Source organism: Nocardioides sp. P5_E3 (genome assembly GCF_054049275.1).
In genome coordinates, this window is sequence record NZ_JBFUMR010000051.1 from 1 (window position 1) to 21077 (window position 21077).

Genomic DNA, 21077 nt, shown 5'->3' on the forward strand with positions numbered 1-21077 from the left:
CCCGCCCCGCGGCGCGCGCCCGCGGCTGCTGGCGGAGTGCGCCGACGACGTACGACGCCTCCTCGACGCCCCCGGCCTCAACCCCGACTCCCGACCGGACCTGCTGACTGCCCTGCGCCGGGCCGGCATCGAGGTCACCGACACCCGGGCGTCGACCCTGCGTGCCGTCGACCACCCGGTCGTCGAGCCGCTGCTGCGCTACAAGTCCCTCGCCCACCTGTTCTCGACCAACGGCTGGGCGTGGATCGACGAGTGGGTCCGCGACGGCCGGTTCCGCGCGGTCTACCAGCCCGCCGGGTCGGCGACGGGACGGTGGTCGTCCAACGGCGGCGGCGCTCTGTCCTTCCCGGTGCAGGTGCGGTCGGCGGCCGTGGCCGACGAGGGCTGGGTGCTCGTAGTCGCCGACGTGGCGCAGCTCGAGCCGCGCGTGCTGGCCGGGATGAGCGGTGACCGCGCCCTGGCCCGGGCCGCGCGGGGCGCCGACCTCTACCAGGGGATGGTCGAGGCAGGAGCGGTCGCCACCCGGCAACACGCCAAGCTCGGCCTGCTCGGCGCGATGTACGGCGCCACGAGCGGCGAGAGCGGCCGGATGGTCGCCGGGCTGACCCGGCGCTACCCGCAGGCGTTCGGGCTCGTCGAGGAGGCGGCCCGCGCGGGCGAGCGGGGACAGGTGGTCCGCACCCTTCTCGGGCGGGGCAGCCCGACCCTCGGCGGATCCTGGGACGAGTCCCCCGACGCACCTCCGGCCGACCTCGACGACCTCGACCGGCGACGTCGCTCCGTCGGCCGGTTCACCCGCAACTTCGTGGTGCAGGGCACGGGCGCCGAGTGGGCACTGTGCTGGATCGCCGACCTCCGCAACCGCCTCTGGCGACTCGGCGGCGAGGGAGTCCTCGAGGAGAGGCCGCACCTCGTCCTCTTCCTGCACGACGAGGTCGTCGTGCACGCCCCGGCCGGGCTCGCCGACGCCGTCGCCGCGGAGGTGACCGAGGCTGCGTCCACCGCCGGCCGACTGCTGTTCCGCGAGCTGCCCGTCGACTTCCCGCTCAACGTCTCGGTGGTGCGCTCCTACGCCGAAGCCGGCAAGCCGGGGACCTAGGTCCCTGCCGGCCACGACCTTCGCCCCTGACCCTCCCCGGCGCTGCGGTGGATGCTCGAGGTGGAGGACGGAGGAACCGCCATGACCGCACTGGTCGTCCACGAGTCCCACTGGGGCAACACCCGCGCAGTCGCCGAGGCGATCGCCGACGGGCTGTCCGACAGCGACGGCGGCCCGGTGCAGGTCGTCGACGTCGGGTCGGCACCGTCGCCACTGCCCGACGGCGTCGACCTCGTCGTCCTCGGCGGCCCCACCCACGCCTTCTCGATGAGCCGGCCCACCACCCGGCACGACGCCCACGACCGCGGGGCCGAGCCCGGGCACGAGGACCGGGGCATCCGCGAGTGGCTGGCGACCCTGCCTGCCGGCGGACCCGCGTGCTCCGTCGCGACCTTCGACACCCGCGCCGAGCAGGTCCGTCGGCTGCCGGGCTCGGCGGCCCGCGCGGCCGCCCGGTTCGTCGCGCGGCACCGGCTCGGCCGGATGGTCGCCACCGAGTCCTTCTACGTCGAGGACTCCCCCGGCCCGCTCGTCGAGGGGGAGCTCGAGCGCGCACGCGCCTGGGGCAGGGCCCTGGCGTCAGGGCGTACCTGACCCGTCCTCTCCGGGCTCGCCCGCCGGACCGACGAGCCCCCACCGTGTGGGCCTCGTCTCAGTTTGAGCGAACATGCATACTCCCGGTTTGCGCACCGGTGCGGATGTTTGGTCTGGTCCTCGGATGGCCACCGGAATCGAACACCCGCGAGACCTGCCCACACCCGACGTCACCGACGAACCACACCCCGCACTGGACGCGGCCATCGAGCCCACCGAGCCTCGAGAGACAGGCCTGGACAAGGTCGTCTTCGGCGTGACCGCAGTCGTCAGCCTCGCGTTCCTCGTCTGGGGCTTCCTCAGCACCGACAGCCTCGCCGACGCCTCGGGCAGCGGCCTGGGCTGGACGATGAAGAACACCGGCTGGCTCTTCGTGCTCACCTCGAGCGCGTTCGTCGTCTTCGTGATCTGGCTCGCGCTCGGCAAGTTCGGCAACATCCCGCTCGGTCGCGACGACGAGGAGCCCGAGTTCCGGACCATCTCCTGGGTCGCCATGATGTTCAGCGCCGGCATGGGCATCGGGCTCATGTTCTACGGCGTCAGCGAGCCGATCAGCCACTTCGTCACGCCGCCGCCCGGCACGGGCGCTGCCGGCAACACCGAGGCTGCCCAGCACGCCATGGCGACCACGATGTTCCACTGGACCCTGCACCCGTGGGCGATCTACGCCGTCGTCGGCCTCGCGGTGGCGTACGGCGTCTACCGCAAGGGCCGCCTCCAGTTGATCAGCTCGGCCTTCGAGCCGCTCATCGGCCGCCACGCCCACGGGCTGGGCGGCAAGGCCATCGACATGTTCGCGATCTTCGCGACCCTGTTCGGCTCCGCCACCTCGCTGGGCCTCGGCGCCCTCCAGATCGAGTCGGGCCTGCAGATCGTCGCCGGCCTCGGCAACACCGGCAACGGCGTCCTCGTCGGCATCATCGCCGTCCTCACCGCGGCCTTCGTGCTGTCCGCCGTCTCCGGCGTGGCGAAGGGCATCCAGTGGCTGTCCAACATCAACATGGTGCTCGCCGTGGGGCTCGCCCTGTTCGTCTTCATCGTCGGACCCACCGTCTTCATCCTGAACCTGGTGCCCACCTCGATCGGCAGCTACGTCGCCGACCTCCCGATGATGGCCGCGCGCACCGCCGCCGAGGGTGACGAGGTCAGCACCTGGCTCTCGACCTGGACGGTCTTCTACTGGGCGTGGTGGCTGTCCTGGACGCCGTTCGTCGGCATGTTCATCGCGCGCATCTCCCGCGGTCGCACCATCCGCCAGTTCGTCACCGGCGTGCTGCTGGTGCCGAGCCTGATCAGCGTCGTGTGGTTCTGCATCTTCGGCGGGGCCGCGATCAACCTTCAGCAGAACGGCACCGACATCGCCGGTGCCGGCGGGCTCGAGAACCAGCTCTTCAGCACCCTCGAGGCCTACCCGCTCGCCACCGTGTCGAGCATCGTCGTGATGGTGCTCGTCGGCATCTTCTTCGTCTCCGGCGCCGACGCCGCCTCCATCGTGATGGGCTCGCTGTCCGAGCGCGGCACCATCCACCCGAGCCGCCCGACCGTCATCTTCTGGGGCGTGGCCACCGGTGCCGTCGCCGCCGTGATGCTGCTCGTCGGTGGCCCGGACGCGCTCAGCGGCCTGCAGACCATCACCGTCATCGCCGCGCTGCCGTTCGTGCTGATCATGATCGGCCTGGCGGTCGCCCTGGTGAAGGACCTCGCCCAGGACCCGAGGGTCGTGCGCCGCAGGTACGCCATGGAGGCCGTCGAGGCCGCCGTCATCACCGGTGTGACCGAGCACGGCGACGACTTCGTCTTCTCCGTCGAGAAGGGTGAGACCGACACCGTCAAGCACGGGGTCGAGGACGAGCACGAGCTCCACGACGAGCTCGAGATGGACCACGCCCGACGCTGACGTCCACCGTCGCGGGAGCCGCTCACCACGGATGGGGCGAGCGGCTCCCGCGGTGCGTCGGCCCGACGCCTAGGCTCGGCCCCATGACCGAGCGGAGCGAGGGAATCGTCAAGTACCGCGTGGGACGTGCCTCATGCGCGCACGGAACGAAGCGAGTACGTGCATGAGTGTCACGCTTCGCCTCGGCTTCGTCACCGGCGCGACCCCCGACAAGTGGGCACGCCACTGGCGCGACCGCCGTCGCGAGCGGTTGGAGCTCGTGCCGCTGACGGAGGCCGACCAGCTCGACGGCGTGCGCGACGGGAGCCTCGACATGGCGCTCGTACGCCTCCCCATCGACCGGGACGGGCTGCACTGCGTCCGGCTCTACGACGAGCTGCAGGTGGCCGTCGCCTCGCGCGACCACGTGCTCGCCGCCGCCGACGAGGAGGTCACGACCGGTGACCTCGACGACGAGCAGCTCGTCCGCCCCCACCCGAGCGGATGGACTCCCACGGCCGACCAGCTCGACTGGCCGCCGATGAGCGAGCAGGAGGCGATCGAGACGGTCGCCGCCGGCACCGGCGTCGTCGTCGTACCCATGTCGGTCGCGCGGCTCCACCAGCGCAAGGACGTCGTGACCCGCGTCGTCACCGACCTCGAGCCCACCACGATCGCGCTGGTCTGGCTCGTGGAGCGCGACGACGACGTGACCCAGGCGTTCGTCGGCGTCACCAAGGGACGAACGGCCAGGACCTCGCGCTGAGTCTGCGCCGCCCGCGACTGGGTACAGGTCGCACATGCGCATCGTCATCACGGGAGCCAGCGGCAACGTCGGCTCCGCCCTGGTCCGACGGCTGGCCGACGACGGCGGGCACGAGCTCGTCGGGGTCGTCCGGCGCCCACCGACGGGCGACGTGTCGCTCCCCGCGATGGAGTGGGTGTCCGCCGACCTCACCGACGACGCGGAGACGGGAGCGCTGCACGCCGCCTGCGAGGGCGCCGACGCCGTCGTGCACCTCGCGTGGGGCTTCCAGCCCTCGCATCGCGAGGCCCACCTGCGCGCGCTGGGCGTCGGCGGCACGGAGCGCGTCATCGACGCCGTGGTGGCCACGGGCGTGCCGCACCTCGTGCACATGTCGTCGGTGGGCGCCTACTCCCCCAAGCGCAACGACGTCCCGGTCGACGAGACGTGGCCGACCGACGGCGTGCCGACGTCCATGTACAGCCGGCACAAGGCCGCCGCCGAGCGGCTCCTCGACGAGCTGGAGGTCGACGCCCCCGACGTGACCGTCACCCGTCTGCGGCCCGGCATCGTCGGCCAGCGCGCCGCCGGCAGCGCGCTGCTGCGCTACGGGCTGCCCGCCCTCGTCCCGGCCGGGCTGCTCCGGCACGTGCCGGTGCTGCCCATCGACTCGGGGCTCGTGATCCCGATGGTGCACGCCGACGACGTCGCCGACGCCGTGTCCCGGGTGCTCGACTCGCGGGCGCCGGGCGCGTTCAACCTGGCCGCCGGGCCGCCCGTCACCGCCCAGGACGTGGCCGACGCCCTCGGCGCCCGACTCGTCCACGTCCCGTCCGCCGCCGTGCGCGCCGCCGTGTCGGCCAGCTGGCACGCTCGGGTGCAGCCCCTGGACCCCGGCTGGATCGACATGGGCTACGCCGTGCCGCTGCTCGACACGACCCGCGCGCGGACCGAGCTGGGCTGGGCGCCGTCGACGGACGCGACGTCGGTCCTGGCCGAGACGCTCGCCGGCATGCAGGACACCGCCTCGTCCGGCACGCCGGTCCTCCGACCACGCACCGTCGCCGGTGGCCTGACCCGCGCGCTGCGTCGCGGTCCGGTCAGCTCTCGCCGGGCACCGTGAGCAGCACCCGCGTGGCCGCCGGGACGAACCCGGCAGCAGCCAGGCGCGCCTCCTCCTGCTCCTTACCGGTCGCCGCGAGGACCGTCACGTGCCGCGCATGGCGGCGCGCCTCGACCGCTGCCGCGCCGAACACGGCCTCCACGTACGCAGCCTCGCCGCCGGGCGCGTAGCAGGCACCCATCCGCACCGTGTCGGCGAGCACCCGGCTACGGCTACACATCGCGACCGGGTCGCCGTCGACCTCCCACAGCACCAGCCCACCGGCAGCGAGCGGGTCGTCGACGACGTACGCCCGCTCGCTGGGGTCGCCGGGAAGACCCGCCATCAGCGCGTCGAACCACCGGTGGAGCATCGGCTCGTCCGCCGGCCCCGCGATGCGCGGGCCTCCCGCGCATGAGGGCGCCGACGGCCGTCCCTCGAGCGCGTGCACCGTGAAGGACCGCGCGGGCGTCAGCCTGGTGCCGGCCCTTGTCCAGGCCTGGACGACGTCGTCAGAGAGCACGCCCGGCACGCCCACGGCGACCAAGCCGCTCTCGAGCAACGGCACCAGCTCGTCGAGAGCGGCCCGCGGCATCCGCGTCAGGAGCGGGTTGTGCCGGGGTGCCTGGACGTACGCCCCACCCACGGCGCCGGACTCGTCGCTCCACCAGCCGCACTCGAGCCCCTCGGGCGCGGCATCCATCGCGAGGAGGTGGGCGACCTCGGCCAGCAGCGGCGCGTTCTCGACCGGGTGCTCACCCAGCCACGCCCCCGCCTGACGCCAGAGCTCGGCCGCGCCGGTCGTCCGCGTCCACATCACGCCCGATCGTCCCACGGGCGACGGCACCCCTCAGGAGCCGAAGTACGACACCAGCACCATGATCCCGACGATCAGCAGCAGGAACGGCATCAGCACCCAGAAGTACCGCGTGTCGATCCACTTCTCCTTCGCGTCGGGGTCCCACGGACCCTGCTGACGATCGCTCCCGGGATTGATGATCATGGGCGCACCCTTGCACAGGTGCGGGCCAGGGATGGCTCAACCACCTCGGCCGACGTGGGACTCGGACCCGCGTCCCCACGAGGACGGGCGTCAGGCGGAGGGGATGGACGTGCCCGTGGCCCCGCCACCGGCGGGTGGCGGGGTGTGGGGCGAGGTCATCGTCGGCGTGGTCGCGGGATGCCGGGCGGATCGGGTGGCTCGGCGTGGTCGGCCGCGGTCGTGCCGTGGCGGTCGCGTCGGTAACCGTGTCCGTGCGGTGAGGTCCACTCGAAGACGCCGGGCTCGATCGTCTGGTAGCGCCAAGCGGTGTGGGTCTTGAGGCGGTGGTGGAAGCGGCAAAGGGCGGCGAGGTTGTCGCTCTGCGTGGGACCTGGTTGTGGTCTGCCGTCGGCGTCGGCGTGGTGGTCGTACTCGTCGATGTGGTCGATGTCGCAGCCGCGGGCCGGGCGGGTGCACCACGGGAAAACGCACGTCACGTCGCGGAGGATTACCTGCTCGCGGATCCGGTCGGGGACCTCGTACGCCGGTGTCGACAGATCGGCGTTGAGGTCGATCACCGGCTTGATCGTCACCTTCGTCCGGGAGTCGGCGCACCAGTCCCGGACCTGGTCCAGCAGCACCAGGCGCTGGCCTTCCTCCATGCGGCCGGTCGGCCCGAACACAGTGGTCAGGTCGTCGAGGGACGCATCGAAGTGGGCGTGGAGGACGACCTCGCGGGCGGCGGGTAGATCGTCGGCATCGCGGGCGCCGGCGGCGCCCTGGGTGTGGAGGTCGAGCGCGGTCTGGGTACGAGCGAGGTTGCCGAGCGCTTTCGCGCGGCGCACCTGCAGCGACTCGGTGGAGCCGAGGGCGGCCTGGGTGGCGGCGTCGTGGGCGACACGGCGCTCGAGGTCGAGCATGTCGGCGATGTCGAGCTCGGCCTCCATCCGCATCGTGCCGGCGAAGTGCACGTCCTGGGTGTCGACGCTCACGTGGCGCGGGTCGACGTAGAGGTGGCCGTCCTCCGGATCAGCAGCCCGGTCCGGGGCGGCGAGGTCGAACCGCTTGATCGTCTCGGCGACGAGCCGGTCGAGCTGCGCCTGCCCGATCCGCCCGGCGACGGCGGCGACCTGGGCGTCGACGAACCCAGCAGCCTCGACCGTCAGGGCCGGGGTCGAGTGGATGGTGACCTCCGCGACCGCGCGGGCCCGCCACGCCGGCACACGCCCGCACTGGACCTACGCCCACAGCCGCGGGAGGCGGTGGCGCAGCTCGAGGGCGTGACCGACGAGCTTCTTCGCCGCGGTCGTCGAGACACCTAGGACGGTGCCGAGCTCAGCGACACAGAACTCCGCCACGAGTGGCGCACCCTCACCGGCGATCGGCTCCTCGTGCTCGCAGCCCGGCACGGTGAACGCGGCGGCGTCGTGGATCGACTCCGGCGGGTGCAGGTCGGCCCACTGCGCCGCCAGGACCAGCTGGGCAGCTGCCGCACGCTCCTCATCAACGCGCTGCGCACGGATCGCGGACAGGACGGCAGAGGCGCTGAGGTCCTCGACCTCACCTGCCCCGGGTCCGGCCAGCGTCTCGATCATGTGTTCGATTCTACCGGCGACCACCGACAGCAGCCATGGCTGTGGACGGTTCCTGGCCATGCTTTCTCGGAGCGGTTTCGTGACGGGACTTCGTCCCTCCTCAACCACCGGAGTCCGTGAGCCACCGCCAGCGCGCCCTCAGACCTGGTCGCGCAACCACTCCCCGAGCGCGAGCGCGGAGGCCTCGACCATCGAGGCCCAGTCGAGGGCGGACTCGTCGGCGGAGTCGGAGACGTGCTTGACGAGCCGCACGGGCACGCCGGCCTCGCGGGCAGCCCAGGCGACGGCGTACCCCTCCATGTCGACGAGGTGCGCGCGCTCGGCGAGGGCGTCGCGGACGGCGGGGTCGCTGACGAAGACGTCGCCGGTGGCGAGGACGACGTCGGACCCGCCCACCTCGAGGCGCTCCTGCGGGTCGTAGCCCAGCGCCCGGATCAGGTCGGCGCTGATGTCGTGGTTGAGCACCGTGCCGGGCTCGAACAGCCCGGTCAGGCCGGGCCGCAGCGCTCCGGCGGTGCCGATGTTGACGACCGTGAGTCCGGCGAGGTCGTCGTACGACGCCAGCGCGCGGGCGGTCGCGGCGGCGGCCGCGGTCTTGCCGAGGCCGGTGATGACGAGAGGCAGGTCGGCGGGGACGTGGGCGGCCTCGGCGGCGGTCGCCGAGACCACCAGGACGCGGTCAGTCACGGTGGTTGCCGCGGCGCGAGTGGGGAGTCGCGAGCACGGACTCGACCCGGTTCTGGTCGTAGACCTCTCCGAGCCAGTCGAACAGCCCGCGCAGCACCTCCGGGTCGGCGACGTAGTCGTCGTAGTGCACGCGGTAGGCCGCGTCGCCCAGTCCGGCCACCGTGGCGAGGATCTTGTCCTCGATCGCCCGGACCTGCGCCAGCGGGTCGTCCTTGTGCGTCCAGTAGTTGCTGGCCGCGACGTCCTCCAGGTTGCGGGTGTTGACCACGAAGCGGGCGCCGGGGAAGACCTGGCGCAGGAACTCGACGTAGTCCGGCAGGTCCTCGTCGTACCAGCGGATCTCCTTGTAGCCGGTGACCCTCGTGTCGTGCTCCGGACGCAGCAGCGTGGCCTCCGCCAGCGAGCGGATGTGCTGCAGGGAGGCCGCCTCCGGGAACGCCTCGATGCCGAACCACGGGTGCGTCGGCTGGCTCGCACGAGCCGGGTCGACGCGTGCCCGCTCGGCCAGGCCGCTGCGGTGGAAGTCGTAGAGGTGCCGCATGGCGTGGCGGTTCTCGCCGCGCAGCAGCCACCCGGGGATCGAGTTGAGGATGCCCATCAGCAGGGTCGAGCCCGACCTGCCGTACGTCATCACGAACACATGGCGCAGCTCGTGCACGTCACCACGACTTCTCGAGCGGGCGGCCCTCGTGGAAGCCGGCGGCGGACTGGACGCCCACGAGCGCACGCTCGCGGAACTGCGCGAGGTCGGTCGCACCGGCGTAGGTGCAGGCCGACCGGACGCCGGAGCAGATCTGGTCGATGAGGTCCTCGACGCCGGGGCGGTCGGGGTCGAGGTACATCCGGGAGGACGAGATGCCCTCCTCGTAGAGGCCCTTGCGGGCGCGGTCGTACGACGACTCCCCCGACGTGCGGTTGGCGACGGCGCGGGCCGAGGCCATCCCGAACGACACCTTGAACGGGCGGCCGTCCGCGTCGAGCATCAGGTCGCCGGGCGACTCGTGGGTGCCGGCGAACCAGGAGCCGATCATGACCGACGAGGCGCCGGCGGCCAGCGCGAGCGCGACGTCGCGCGGATGGCGTACGCCTCCGTCGGCCCACACGTGCTTGCCGAGCTCGCGCGCGGCGGCGGCGCACTCCCGCACCGCGGAGAACTGCGGCCGGCCGACGCCGGTCATCATCCGCGTGGTGCACATCGCGCCGGGTCCGACGCCGACCTTGACGATGTCGGCACCGGCCTCGATCAGCGTGCGGGTGCCCTCGGCGGAGACGACGTTGCCGGCCGCGATCGGTACGTCTGGCGACAGGGCACGCACCGCCTGCAGGGCCTGGACCATGCGGTCCTGGTGGCCGTGGGCGGTGTCCACGACCAGGCAGTCGACGCCGGCCGCGAGCAGCTCGGCCGCCCGGTCCGCGACCTCTCCGTTGACGCCGACCGCGGCCGCGATCCGCAGGCCTCCGGACATGTCGACGGCCGGCGTGTAGAGGGTGGCGCGCAGGGCGCCGAGGCGGGTCAGCACGCCCACCAGCTCGCCGGAGTCGGACACGGCGACCGCCAGGGGCGCCTTGGCCCGCTCGATCGCGTCGTACACCTCGCGGGGGTCGGTGCCCTCCGAGACGGTGACGACGTCCTGGTTCATCACGGCCGAGACCTGGGCGAAGCGGTCGACCTCGGCGCAGTCGGCCTCCGAGACGACGCCCACCGGACGCCCGTCCTGCACCACGACCGCCGCCTTGTGCGCCCGCTTGGGGATGAGGGAGAGCGCCTCGGCCACCGTCTGGTCGGGCCGGAGCTCGATCGGCGTGTCGAAGACGCGGTGCCGCTGCTTCACCCACCGGACGACGTCGGTGACCACCGGGATCGGGATGTCCTGCGGGATCACCGTGAGGCCGCCGCGCCGAGCGACCGTCTCGGCCATCCGCCGGCCGGCGATCGCGGTCATGTTGGCCACGACCAGCGGCAGCGTCGTGCCGGTGCCGTCGTCGGTGGCGAGGTCGACGTCGTAGCGGCTCGCGACCGATGAGGAGCGCGGGACCATGAAGACGTCGTCGTAGGTCAGGTCATGGGGCGGCGTCACGCCGTCGAGGAACTGCACGTGTCTGGACTCTACGCGGCCGGCAGGTTCTTCGGACGCAGCCCGACGTCCGCGAGCTCGAGCGCAGCGAGACGTCGTACGACGTCGGGGTCGCGCTCGCGCCAGGCACCCGCCGGGTCGTCGCTCACCCTCGCCAGCACGTGCATCGGCTGGTGGGCCAGCGCGCGCAGGGCGAAGAGGTCGAGGTCCTCGGACGCGTCGATGAACCTCGCGCCGGCTGTCGCCTCGCGGATGAAGCGCCACCTGAGAGGCAGGTGGATCGCCGACACGATGAGGATCGGGATCAGCGCCACCGACAGGCCGAGCAGGAGAGCCAGACGCTCGACGGCCGCGACCGTGTCGCGCCCGGCCTCGGCGAGCCCGTCGGAGGCGTCCGCCGCGCGGTCGAACGGGACCGCGAGCTCGTCGCCGACGAGTGGCGCCTCCCCGAGGCGGCCGCCGGCGTCGCGCAGCTGCTCGGCCATCGACGTCGCCGCGGTGTCGGTCTGCCGGGCGGGTGCCGCCAGCTGCTCGGTGCCGTCGTGGACGGCCATCCCGATCCAGACCCAGAGCACCAGCCACACGACGAACACGAGGTCGGCGACCACCTGCAGCGTGCGGCGGAGGGGCGTGTCGGCGAAGAGCTTCATGCCGCCCACCCTGCCAGTCCCGGTCAGCCCTGCGCGGACGCCGCTCGCTGCAGCGCACGCCACGTGCGGTCGACGTCGGCCTCGGTGGTGCGCCAGCTGCCGACGGCGAGCCGGATCGCGGCCCGACCCTCGACCGTCGTGTGCGAGAGGTACGCCTCGCCGGAGGCGTTGACGGCCTCCATCGCCGCCAGCGTCGGCTCGTCGCCCGCGGTGAGCCGGAAGACCACCAGCGACAGCGACGGCTCGGTCACCATCTCGAAGCGGTCGTCGGCGGCGGCCAGGTCGGCGACGTGCTCGGCGAGCGCGACGCCGCTTCGGACGTGCCGGCGCAGCCCCTCCAGCCCGTAGGTGCGCAGCACCGCCCACAGCTTGATCGCGCGGAAGCGTCGGCCGAGCTGCGGGTGCCAGTCGCGGTAGTCGACGACCTCGCCCGACTCGGTGGCCGCGTTGCGGAGGTACTCCGGGAGGATCGACAGGGCGCCGGTCAGAGCCGCCCGGTCGCGCACCCAGAAGGTGCTGCAGTCGAAGGTCGTCAGCAGCCACTTGTGCGGGTTGGTGACGAACGAGTCCGCGTGCTCGACGCCGGCGAGGTGGCCGCGGTGCTCGGGACAGACCGCGGCGACACCGGCCCAGGCGGCGTCGACGTGCAGCCAGACGCCCTCGTCGCGCACCACCCCCGCGACGGCGGTGATGTCGTCCATCGCGCCGGTCGACGTGCTGCCGGCGGCGAGGTGCACCATCACCGGTCGCAGCCCTGCCTCGGTGTCCTCGGTGATCGCGGCGCGCAGCGCGTCGACGTCCATCGCCTGGGTGGCGGGGTCGACGGCGACCGCGCGGACGGCGTCCTCGCCGAGGCCGGCCATCATCGCGGCCTTCACCAGCGACGAGTGGGCCTGCGTGGACCCGTAGACCCGCCAGCCCGCGTCGCCGACGCCGTGACGGCGTACGTCTCCCCCGCTGGCGCGGTGCAGGGCGGACAGCAGAGCGCTGAAGGTCGCTGTGGAGGCGGTGTCCTGGATGACGCCGCCGCCCGGGCCGTCGCTGCGGAACGCCTCCGGGAGTCCGAGCGCCTCGGCGAACCAGTCGAGCACCACCTGCTCGACCTCGGTCACCGCGGGGCTCGTCGCCCAGATCATCCCCTGCGCACCGATGCCGCTGGAGATGAGGTCGCCGAGAATGGCGGCGGGCGAGGAGTTGGCCGGGAAGTAGGCGAAGAACCGCGGGTGCTGCCAGTGCGTGAGGCCGGGCACGACGACGCGGTCGAGGTCGGCCAGCACGGCGTCGAACGGCTCGGCGTCCTCCGGGGCCGACGCCGGCAGCAGGCGTCGTACGTCACCGGGCGCGACCTGCGCGCGGACGGGCAGGTCGTCGAGGGAGGCCCAGTAGTCGGCGATCCAGTCGATGGCGGCGTGCCCGTGGCGGCGGAACTCCTCGGGCGTCATGTGGGCTGGCTGGTCGGGCATGAGCAGAACGTACTCGGAACGGTTGAGCACCCGTGCTCAACCCGGATCGGGTAGGCCTGCGGCTCCGGCGGGGCCCGCGGAGGACGACGGTTGACCCATGACCTCCTCGACCCCGACCAAGAACACCAACGCCTTCTTCCTGCAGGCCGGCGTCTCCTTCGCCGTCGCGCTGCTGACCATGATCTTCGCGATCTTCTACCTCCCGGTCGACCCGTGGATCCGCGCCTTCCTCGGCCTCGGGACGATGTTCCTCACGACGTCGAGCTTCACGCTCGCCAAGTGCGTCCGCGACGCCCAGGAGGACTCCTACGTGGTCTCCCGCATCGACCAGGCCCGGGTCGACCGGATCCTCTCCGAGCACGACCCCTTCAAGTCGGTCTCCTGAAGCAGACGAACGCCCCCTCCCGGGTCACCGGGAGGGGGCTTTCGTCATGCGTCAGCGCGGTCTCTACTTGAGCTCGGCGCTCGTCAGCCCGAGCACCCGGCGGGCGACGATCAGCTGCTGGATCTGCTGGGTGCCCTCGAAGATGTCGAGGATCTTGGAGTCACGGGCCCACTTCTCCAGCAGCTCGCCCTCGCTGTAGCCGAGGGTGCCGCACAGCTGGACGCACGACAGCGTGACGTCGGACCCGACGCGCCCGGCCTTCGCCTTGGCCATCGAGGCCTCGAGCGAGTTGGGCTTGCGGTTGTCGGCCATCCACGCCGCCTGCATCATCAGCAGCTTGGCGCCCTCCCAGTCGGCCTCGAGCCGCAGGAACGTCGCCGCGGCCGCCGACTGCGACTGCGCCGGGCGGTCGTAGTCGACCTCCACGCCCGCCTGCTCGAGCAGGTCGCGGGTCAGGTCGAGCGAGGCGCGGGCGCACCCGACGGCCATCGCGGCGACCAGGGGGCGGGTGTTGTCGAAGGTCGCCATCGCCCCGGCAAAGCCCGACTTCGTGTCGATCTCGGGCGAGCCGAGCAGGTCCTCGGCCGGGACGCGGCAGTCGGTGAAGGTGATGACCGCGGTGTCGGAGGCACGGATGCCGAGCTTGTGCTCGAGCCGCTCGACCTTCAGGCCGGGGTTGTCCTTGCGGACCAGGAAGGACTTGATCGCCGCGCGGCCCAGCTCCTTGTCGAGCGTCGCCCAGACCACGACCGAGTCGGCGCGCTCGCCGGAGGTGACGTAGATCTTCTCGCCGTTGATGACGTACTCGTCGCCGTCCTTCACCGCCGTGGTGGTGATGTTGGCGGAGTCCGAGCCGGTGCCGGGCTCGGTGATCGCCATCGCCGCCCAGGTGCCGCGGTAGCGCTCGAGCTGCTCCTCGTTGGCGACCGACGCGATCGCGGAGTTGCCCAGGCCCTGGCGCGGCATCGACAGCAGCAGCGCGGTGTCGCCCCAGCACATCTCGGCGACGGAGAGGACCGAGGCGAGGTTGGCCCCGTTGCGGACCTTGCCGATGTCGTCGGCGTCGGAGGCGTCGCGTCGTACGCCGCTCGCGCCGGCGCCGCTGCTCGCCCCGGTCTCGGACACGCCGTCGATCAGCGCGGCGAGCATGTCGAGCTCCTTGGGGTACGAGTGCTCGGCGCGGTCGTACTTGCGCGAGATCGGTCGGAGCATGTTCATCGCCAGCTGGTGGGCCTGGTCGATGAGCGTCGCGTGCTTCTTGGGGGTCTCCAGGTTGATCATCAGACGAGCACCGCGCCTTCCATCACGCCGACGGCCCGCAGGTCGCGGTACCACCGTTCGACCGGGTGTTCCTTGACGAAACCGTGCCCGCCGAGGAGCTGGACGCCGTCGAGGCCGATCCGCATGCCCTTCTCCGTGCACAGCTGTCGGGCCAGCCCGACCTCGCGGGCGAAGTCCTGGCCGCGGGTGGCGCGCGAGGCGGCCTTCCAGGTGAGCAGGCGCATCGCCTGCACCTCGATGGCCATGTCGGCGACCATGAAGGCGACCGACTGGCGGTGGCTGATCGGCTCGCCGAACGCCTCACGCCCGTTGACGTAGTCCTTGACGTAGTCGAGCACCGCCTGCCCGGTGCCCACCGCCAGCGCACACCACGCGAGGCGCGAGAGTCGGACGCACTCGGTGTACGCGGTGCCGTCGGTGTCGCCGAGCAGCGCGTCGGCGCCGACGCGTACGCCGGAGAGGTGCAGGCGCGACAGCCCGGCGGCGCGCACGCCCATCGAGGGGTCGGCCTCCACCTCGAGCCCGTCGGTGCTGGACTCGACGAGGAAGAGCGCCGGGGTGCCGTCGAGCATCGCCGCGACCACGAAGAGCTCGGCCTCCGCTCCGCGGACGACGGCCGACTTCACCCCGTCGAGGACGAAGCCGTCCCCGTCTCGCAGGGCGGTGGTGGCGAGGTCGAAGGGGTCGAAGAGAACCGTCGGCTCGGCGAGCGTCAGCGCGGCGGCCGGGACCCCCGGTCCCGACCCGTCGCCGGTGAACGCGGGCAGGTAGGTCTGCTGCTGGGCCTCGGTGCCCCAGAGACCGATGGCGGTGGCGACGGCGCCGGGGGCGAGGGTGGCGACGGCGAGACCCATGTCGCCCTGCGCCAGGGCCTCGGCGACGAGGGCCCCGGCCGTGGACGAGCGCTCGTCCATGATCCCGCCGAGCTCCTCGGGCACACCGAGGGCGTGCAGGCCGACGTCCTGTGCGGCGGCCAGGACCTCCGCGGGCGGTGCGCACGCCTCGTCGGCGGCGGAGGCGGCGGGTCGCAGCACCTCGGTGGCCAGCTCGCGGACCACGTCGAGGAGCATGGCCTCGTCGTCGGTCGGCGTGAGGTCGAAGACACCGCGCGACGCGGCGTTGGCGGGACGGGCCCCGGCGGTCCGCCGACCGGCGCGGGCGAAGGTCCGACCGGCAGCCGTCGCCACCCGGAAGCCGTTGCGCGTGGTCGAGTAGACCGCGTGCTCGGCCTGCTTGCGCAGGCCCACCCGGTCGATGAGGTCGCTCTGCGCCAACCGGTTGACCGCGGCGACCGCGAGACCGATCGGGTCGCGGAACTCGCGGGACGACAACCCATGACGGCCTCCCGGCCGGAGGGTGTTCATGAAGGACATGACGAAACTGTAACTCTGAGTTACACCTTTGGCCAGAGGCCCTCCCGTGGTGCATGCCACCCGCGCCCCTCTCGTTAGGATCGCCCGCATGCCAGACGAGCAGCCGACTGACACCACGCCCGATCTCCGGGCGCCGCACGGCGCCCTCCCCGAGGGTGGCACGGTCCGAGCGATCACCCGCTGGGGCACGCCGGTCATGCACCGCCCCCAGGCCCCCGTGACGGAGTACGACGACGCGCTCGCCGCGCTGGCCGCCGACATGGTGGCGACGATGTACGCCGCCGAGGGTGTCGGGCTGGCGGCGTGCCAGATCGGCGAGGACGTCGCGATGTTCGTCTTCGACTGCCCCGACGACGACGGCGTGCGCACCGTCGGCGTCGTGTGCAACCCCGTGCTCACCCTCCCCGAGGGCAAGGACCGCCGCCTCGAGGACGACGACGAGGGCTGCCTGTCCTTCCCCGGCTCCTTCGAGCCCTGCCCCCGCCCCGACTGGGCGCGCGTCGACGGCCAGGGCCTCGACGGCACGCCGGTCACCTTCGAGGGAGATGGACTGCTCGCCCGCTGCCTGCAGCACGAGACGGACCACACGCTCGGCACGGTCTTCGGCGACCGTCTCTCCTCGAAGTCGCGCAAGAAGCTGACCAAGAAGCACGACGCCGCCGCCGAGGACTACCCGCTGTCCTGGCCCGCCGACGCCGCAGGCTGACGCCGCATGCATGAGCTGCGCATCACGCGGGAGAATGCGCGCTTCCAGCAGTGGGAGGCGCTGCTGACCAACCGCTCCAAGCGCCACCGCAACCGTGAGTTCCTGGTGCAGGGCGTCCGCCCGATCACCCGGGCCGTCGAGGAGGGTTGGACCGTGCGCGCCCTGCTGCGCGCCGACGGCGCCGCCTCCGCGTGGTCCGACGACCTCTGGTCGACGACCGACGCCGAACGGGTGCTGCTCTCCCCCGAGCTGCACGCCCGGCTCAGCGGGCGCGAGGAGGGGGCCGAGCTGGTCGCGGTCGTCGAGATGCCCGACGACGGCGTCGCGCGCCTGGAGGACTCGCGACGGCCGCACGGCCCCGTCGTGGTCTTCGACCGCCCCACCAGCCCCGGCAACATCGGCACCCTGGCCCGCTCGGCGGACGCGTTCGGCGCCTCCGCGCTCGTGGTCACCGGCCACGCCGCCGACCCCTACGACCCGCAGGCGGTGCGCGCCAGCACCGGGTCGCTGTTCGCCCTGACGGTGCTGCGCGTGCCCGGCCCCGGCCCCGTCGTCGAGCACGCCCACGCCCACGGCTACCGCATCGTCGGCACCGACGAGGAGGGTGGCGTCCTCGCGGACGCCGACCTGGGCGGTCGGGTGGTGATCGTCGTCGGCAACGAGACCCACGGCCTGTCCTCGGGGTGGCGGGACGCGTGCGACGAGGTCGTCGCCATCGCGATGGTCGGCACCGCCTCGTCCCTCAACGCCGCCGTGGCCGGCTCGATCGTGCTCCACGAGTCGCTGCGCCAGCGCGGCTGAGCGACGGCGTACGACATGGAGGCAGTGCTCGACTGGGTCGTGCTCGTCATGCGCACGGTCGGCTCCCCCGGGGTCGGTCTCGCCACCGCGCTGGAGACGGTGTTCCCGCCGGTTCCGAGCGAGCTGGTGCTGCCGCTCGCCGGCTACACCGCGAGCCAGGGCTACTACAGCGTCACCGCCGCCATCGCCTGGGCGACGGCCGGGTCGTTGGTGGGGGCGCTCGTCCTCTACTGGCTCGGCGCGGCCTGGGGGCTGGAGCGCATCTGCGCGCTGGCCGACCGGATCCCGCTGATGCACGCGCACGACGTCCGCCGGGCCGTGGCCTGGTTCGGCCGGCACGGGCGGACCGCGGTCTTCGTCGGGCGGTTGGTGCCGGGCGTCCGCAGCCTCATCTCGATCCCCGCCGGCATCGACCGGATGCCGCTGCTGCGCTTCTGCGTCTTCACGACCGCGGGCAGCCTGGTCTGGAACGCAGCGCTGATCCTGGCCGGCTACGAGCTCGGTGAGCAGTGGCACGTCGTCGAGGGGTACGTCGGCCCGGTCAGCAAGGTCGTCTACGTGTTGATCGGCATCGCCCTGGTCTTCGTGGCCGCCCGACGGCTGCGGCGCCGCCTGACCTGAGCCGTCAGCGGCGGGCGGCGGCGTAGCAGGCCACGGCGCTGGCCGCCGCGACGTTGAGGGAGTCGATGCCGGCCGCCATCGGGATCACGGCACGGCGGTCGGCCGACGCCTCCCAGCGCGACGACAGGCCGTGCCCCTCCGACCCCAGCACGAGGGCGAGGCGATCGACGCCGGCGACGGCCTCCTCGATGGGCACCGAGTCGGGGCCGAGGGTCAGCGCGACCGTCGTGAAGCCGCGGCGGGAGAGGTCCGGCAGCGCGTCGTACCAGTCGGCGATCCGGGTCCACGGCGTGGAGAACACCGCACCCATGCCGACCTTGATCGAGCGGCGGTAGAGCGGGTCCGCGCACCGCGGTGCGAGCAGCACGGCGTCGAAGCCGAGGGCGGCGCCGGACCGGAAGACCGCGCCGACGTTGGTGTGGTCGACCAGGTCCTCGAGCACCAGCACCGAGCGTGCTCCGGCGAGCACGTCGTCCACGGGCGGGAGCGGCCGCCGGCGGAGCGACGCCAGCGCCCCGCGATGGACGTGGAAGCCGGTGACCTGCTCGATCAGCGACTCGGACAGGACGTAGCAGGGCGCCGAGCTGCGCCCGAGCACGTCGGCCAGGCCGTCGAGCCAGCGCGGCGCCATCAGGAACGACCGCGCCTCGTGGCCGCCCTCGATCGCACGGCGCACCACCTTCTCCCCCTCGGCCAGGAAGAGGCCGTGCTCGGCCTCCAGGCTCTTGCGGAGCTCGACGTCGCGCAGGTCGCGGTAGTCGGCCAGTCTCGGGTCGCCGGGGTCGTCCAGCTCGACGATCCCGCCGGGTGCGCCTGCCGTGCCGGTCTGGTCGGTCGGGTCGGGGTCAGCCACGCCCGTAGTGTGCCGGACGCGCCACGGCGACGACCTCGCCCACCACGATGATCGCGGGCGGGACGACCCGGTGGGCGGCCAGGTCCGCGGCCAGCGTGCCGAGGGTGCTCAGGACCGTGCGCTCGGTCGGCATGGTGCCGTCGACGATGACGGCCACGGGGGTGGCGGCGTCGCGACCGCCGGCGAGCAGGGCCTCCGCGATCGCGGGGGCGTTGTCGACCGCCATCAGCAGGACGAGGGTGCCCCGGAGGCCGGCGACCGCGTCCCACGCCACCAGCGAGTCCGGGTGGCCCGGCGGGAGGTGCCCGGAGATGACGGTGAACTCGTGGGCGACCCCGCGGTGGGTGACCGGGATGCCGACCCGGGCCGGGACGGCGATGGCGGAGCTGAGCCCGGGGACGACGGTGACGGGCACGTCGGCGGCCGCGCACGCCAGCAGCTCCTCGAAGCCGCGGCCGAAGACGAAGTTGTCACCTCCCTTGAAGCGCACCACCCGCTTGCCGGCGCGCGCCCGGTCGACGATGACCTCGTTGATCGTCTGCTGGGAGGCGGACCGGCCGCGGGGAAGCTTGGCGACGTCGATCAGCTCGACGTGGGGACCGAGCTCGTCGAGGAGCTCGCGCGGCGCCAGCCGGTCGGCGACCACGACGTCGGCGCTCGCGAGGGCGTGGCGGGCCGCGACCGTGACGAGCTCCGGCTCGCCCGGTCCGCCGCCCACGAGGACGACGCCGGGGCTGCGGTCGAGCGCGTCGGATGCCGCCAGGTGCCCGTCGCGCAGCGCGGTGACGATGTCGTCGCGCAACGCGGCCGACTTCCTCGGCTCACGGTTGCCGAGCACCCCCACGGTCACCGTGCCGTGGTGACCCACTGCCGGGGTCCACGCGGTGCCGCCGAGCGCGTCGTCGGCGCGGACGCAGAAGGTGTGGCGAGCGTCGGCGGCCGTGACCACGCGCGCGTTGACCGCGGGGTCGTCGGTCGCGGCGACGACGTACCAGGCGCCGTCGAGGTCGGTCTCGGTGAACTCGCGCAGCACCAGAGTCAGCTCGCCTTGGAGCCCCTCGAGCGCAGGGGTCACGTCGAGGCTGACGACCGTCACGTCGGCGCCGGCGCCGAGCAGGCCCGAGACGCGGCGCTGCGCGACGTGCCCGCCGCCCACGACCACGACCTTGCGACCGGTGAGCACCAGCCCCGCCAGGTAGGGATGGGGGGCGGCACCGCGATCGGTCATGCACCGATTGTCCCTTTCGGGCGCGCAGGCGGGTGGCTACGTTCGAGGAATGAGCATCGAGCGACCAGTGGCCCCCAATCCCTACGACTACCTGCCGGCGACCGAGTCCTTCACCGTCACGAGCGAGGACGTCACCGACGGCGCACCGCTGAAGGACGACCAGGTGGCCGACCGCGGCAACACCTCACCGCAGCTCACCTGGTCGGGGGCCCCGGAGGGCACCCAGTCCTTCGTGGTCACCTGCTTCGACCCGGACGCGCCCACCCCGAGCGGCTTCTGGCACTGGAACCTGGTCGACATCCCGGCCGACGTGACCTCCCTGCCCGCCGGCGCGGCATCGGGAGACCTGCCCGGCGGCGCCTTCCACGTCCGCAACGACGGCGGTGACGCAGGATTCATGGGAGCGGCACCGCCCGAGGGCGACCACCCGCACCGCTACTTCTTCGTGGTGCACGCGGTGAAGGACGCCACGTTGGGCGTCGACGCGGACGCCTCCAACGCGGTGGTCTCCTTCAACCTCGCCTTCAAGACGCTGGGGCGCGCGATCCTGCACGGCACCTACCAGCACTGACCGCTCGGGCGATCGGCGCCCCACTGGTCACATCCGTCCCACCCAACCCACGAGACCCGTGTGCTGGACCGAGAGGTCCAGACCACGGGTCTCTTTTTTCTGCGTTTCGGTCATGCAGAAACCGTCAAGCCGTTTTCATCTGTACTGGCGGTCTACCTGCCAAAAATTGATGAAACCTTCCGCATGAACCGCGCAGAGTCGCCGCTGGCTCGACATCACCCACAGGAACTACCTAGGGTCAATCCCTGGTTTCAAGAGATTCCATCAAGATTCACCCCACCCCCGACGTCGTGGATCTCCCCCGGAGGACCCCCGTGCAGCACTCCCGCCTGTTCTCGCGCCTGGCCGGCCTGGGCCTCGCCGCCGCCGTCGCGGCCGGCGTCCCCGCCG

23 protein-coding genes are annotated in these 21077 nt (G+C 72.6%); 10 read left to right on the forward strand and 13 right to left on the reverse strand.

The features are described from left to right. The 5 genes from ACXJKB_RS22005 to ACXJKB_RS22025 all read left to right on the forward strand — a co-directional run. Positions 1 to 1099 (forward strand): bifunctional 3'-5' exonuclease/DNA polymerase (locus tag ACXJKB_RS22005; RefSeq protein WP_457192241.1); only part of this gene is annotated, 1099 nt, incomplete at its 5' end. Between the two features lie 81 nt (positions 1100 to 1180). Beyond that, positions 1181 to 1693, forward strand: coding sequence for a flavodoxin family protein (locus tag ACXJKB_RS22010; protein WP_457192243.1), 513 nt, complete (start codon positions 1181 to 1183; stop codon positions 1691 to 1693). A gap of 124 nt (positions 1694 to 1817) precedes the next feature. Next, a complete protein-coding gene (locus ACXJKB_RS22015; protein ID WP_457192245.1) occupies positions 1818 to 3590 on the forward strand; it encodes a BCCT family transporter in 1773 nt (590 codons plus the stop codon). Between the two features lie 163 nt (positions 3591 to 3753). Next, positions 3754 to 4335 carry a LysR substrate-binding domain-containing protein gene (locus tag ACXJKB_RS22020; RefSeq protein ID WP_457192247.1) on the forward strand — a complete coding sequence of 194 codons (582 nt, stop codon included), beginning with the start codon at positions 3754 to 3756 and terminating at the stop codon, positions 4333 to 4335. A gap of 34 nt (positions 4336 to 4369) precedes the next feature. After that, on the forward strand, positions 4370 to 5437 hold the full coding sequence (locus ACXJKB_RS22025; protein WP_457192249.1) for an NAD-dependent epimerase/dehydratase family protein: 1068 nt from the start codon (positions 4370 to 4372) through the stop codon (positions 5435 to 5437). Here the strand turns inward: ACXJKB_RS22025 and ACXJKB_RS22030 are convergent. The 9 genes from ACXJKB_RS22030 to ACXJKB_RS22070 form a co-directional block, all read right to left on the reverse strand. Beyond that, on the reverse strand, positions 5415 to 6233 hold the full coding sequence (locus ACXJKB_RS22030) for a hypothetical protein (RefSeq protein ID WP_457192251.1): 819 nt from the start codon (positions 6231 to 6233) through the stop codon (positions 5415 to 5417). The genes ACXJKB_RS22025 and ACXJKB_RS22030 overlap by 23 nt on opposite strands. A 33-nt stretch (positions 6234 to 6266) precedes the next feature. Beyond that, positions 6267 to 6419, reverse strand: coding sequence for a hypothetical protein (locus ACXJKB_RS22035; RefSeq protein WP_457192253.1), 153 nt, complete (start codon positions 6417 to 6419; stop codon positions 6267 to 6269). A 155-nt stretch (positions 6420 to 6574) separates the two neighbouring features. Then, positions 6575 to 7621: an HNH endonuclease signature motif containing protein gene (locus ACXJKB_RS22040; protein WP_457192254.1), complete on the reverse strand. Its 1047-nt coding sequence runs from the start codon at positions 7619 to 7621 to the stop codon at positions 6575 to 6577. A 15-nt stretch (positions 7622 to 7636) separates the two neighbouring features. Then, positions 7637 to 7993 (reverse strand): hypothetical protein, encoded by a 357-nt coding sequence (locus tag ACXJKB_RS22045; protein ID WP_457192256.1) that lies wholly within the window; start codon positions 7991 to 7993, stop codon positions 7637 to 7639. Between the two features lie 138 nt (positions 7994 to 8131). Then, positions 8132 to 8680 carry a nucleosidase gene (locus ACXJKB_RS22050; RefSeq protein WP_457192258.1) on the reverse strand — a complete coding sequence of 183 codons (549 nt, stop codon included), beginning with the start codon at positions 8678 to 8680 and terminating at the stop codon, positions 8132 to 8134. Further along, positions 8673 to 9338, reverse strand: a complete 666-nt coding sequence (locus ACXJKB_RS22055; RefSeq protein ID WP_300044619.1) for a sulfotransferase — start codon at positions 9336 to 9338, stop codon at positions 8673 to 8675. Before ACXJKB_RS22055 ends, ACXJKB_RS22050 begins: the two co-directional genes overlap by 8 nt. A gap of 1 nt (position 9339) precedes the next feature. Beyond that, positions 9340 to 10776: a GuaB1 family IMP dehydrogenase-related protein gene (locus ACXJKB_RS22060; protein WP_457192260.1), complete on the reverse strand. Its 1437-nt coding sequence runs from the start codon at positions 10774 to 10776 to the stop codon at positions 9340 to 9342. Positions 10777 to 10787: 11 nt separating this feature from the next. Beyond that, positions 10788 to 11405: a hypothetical protein gene (locus ACXJKB_RS22065; protein WP_457192262.1), complete on the reverse strand. Its 618-nt coding sequence runs from the start codon at positions 11403 to 11405 to the stop codon at positions 10788 to 10790. Positions 11406 to 11428: 23 nt separating this feature from the next. Continuing rightward, entirely contained in the window at positions 11429 to 12868 is a 1440-nt protein-coding gene (locus ACXJKB_RS22070) for a pyridoxal phosphate-dependent decarboxylase family protein (protein ID WP_457192264.1), read from the reverse strand. A 97-nt stretch (positions 12869 to 12965) separates the two neighbouring features. Between ACXJKB_RS22070 and ACXJKB_RS22075 the strand changes: the two genes are divergently transcribed. Continuing rightward, the gene (locus tag ACXJKB_RS22075; RefSeq protein ID WP_300044628.1) at positions 12966 to 13253 is read left to right on the forward strand and encodes a YiaA/YiaB family inner membrane protein; all 288 of its coding nucleotides are present in this window, start codon (positions 12966 to 12968) and stop codon (positions 13251 to 13253) included. A gap of 63 nt (positions 13254 to 13316) precedes the next feature. Here the strand turns inward: ACXJKB_RS22075 and ACXJKB_RS22080 are convergent, their stop codons facing one another. Then, a complete protein-coding gene (locus ACXJKB_RS22080) occupies positions 13317 to 14534 on the reverse strand; it encodes an acyl-CoA dehydrogenase family protein (RefSeq protein WP_457192266.1) in 1218 nt (405 codons plus the stop codon). Continuing rightward, positions 14534 to 15907 carry an acyl-CoA dehydrogenase family protein gene (locus ACXJKB_RS22085; protein ID WP_457192268.1) on the reverse strand — a complete coding sequence of 458 codons (1374 nt, stop codon included), beginning with the start codon at positions 15905 to 15907 and terminating at the stop codon, positions 14534 to 14536. The genes ACXJKB_RS22080 and ACXJKB_RS22085 overlap by 1 nt, the downstream gene beginning before the upstream one ends. A gap of 88 nt (positions 15908 to 15995) precedes the next feature. On the opposite strand from ACXJKB_RS22085, the gene def reads away from it, so the two are divergent. Genes def through ACXJKB_RS22100 form a run of 3 tightly spaced genes read left to right on the forward strand, consistent with a single transcriptional unit; the run spans position 15996 to position 18035 of the window. Further along, the gene (gene def, locus ACXJKB_RS22090) at positions 15996 to 16613 is read left to right on the forward strand and encodes a peptide deformylase (protein WP_457192270.1); all 618 of its coding nucleotides are present in this window, start codon (positions 15996 to 15998) and stop codon (positions 16611 to 16613) included. A 6-nt stretch (positions 16614 to 16619) separates the two neighbouring features. Then, a complete protein-coding gene (locus ACXJKB_RS22095; RefSeq protein WP_457192272.1) occupies positions 16620 to 17414 on the forward strand; it encodes a TrmH family RNA methyltransferase in 795 nt (264 codons plus the stop codon). Positions 17415 to 17429: 15 nt separating this feature from the next. Beyond that, a complete protein-coding gene (locus ACXJKB_RS22100; protein ID WP_457192274.1) occupies positions 17430 to 18035 on the forward strand; it encodes a DedA family protein in 606 nt (201 codons plus the stop codon). 4 nt (positions 18036 to 18039) lie between these two features. Here the strand turns inward: ACXJKB_RS22100 and ACXJKB_RS22105 are convergent, their stop codons facing one another. Beyond that, positions 18040 to 18834 carry a TrmH family RNA methyltransferase gene (locus ACXJKB_RS22105; protein ID WP_457192280.1) on the reverse strand — a complete coding sequence of 265 codons (795 nt, stop codon included), beginning with the start codon at positions 18832 to 18834 and terminating at the stop codon, positions 18040 to 18042. Between the two features lie 46 nt (positions 18835 to 18880). After that, positions 18881 to 20116: a uroporphyrinogen-III C-methyltransferase gene (cobA, locus tag ACXJKB_RS22110; protein WP_457192276.1), complete on the reverse strand. Its 1236-nt coding sequence runs from the start codon at positions 20114 to 20116 to the stop codon at positions 18881 to 18883. A 49-nt stretch (positions 20117 to 20165) separates the two neighbouring features. Between cobA and ACXJKB_RS22115 the strand changes: the two genes are divergently transcribed. Then, entirely contained in the window at positions 20166 to 20687 is a 522-nt protein-coding gene (locus ACXJKB_RS22115; RefSeq protein ID WP_457192278.1) for a YbhB/YbcL family Raf kinase inhibitor-like protein, read from the forward strand. Positions 20688 to 21077 lie beyond the last annotated feature (390 nt).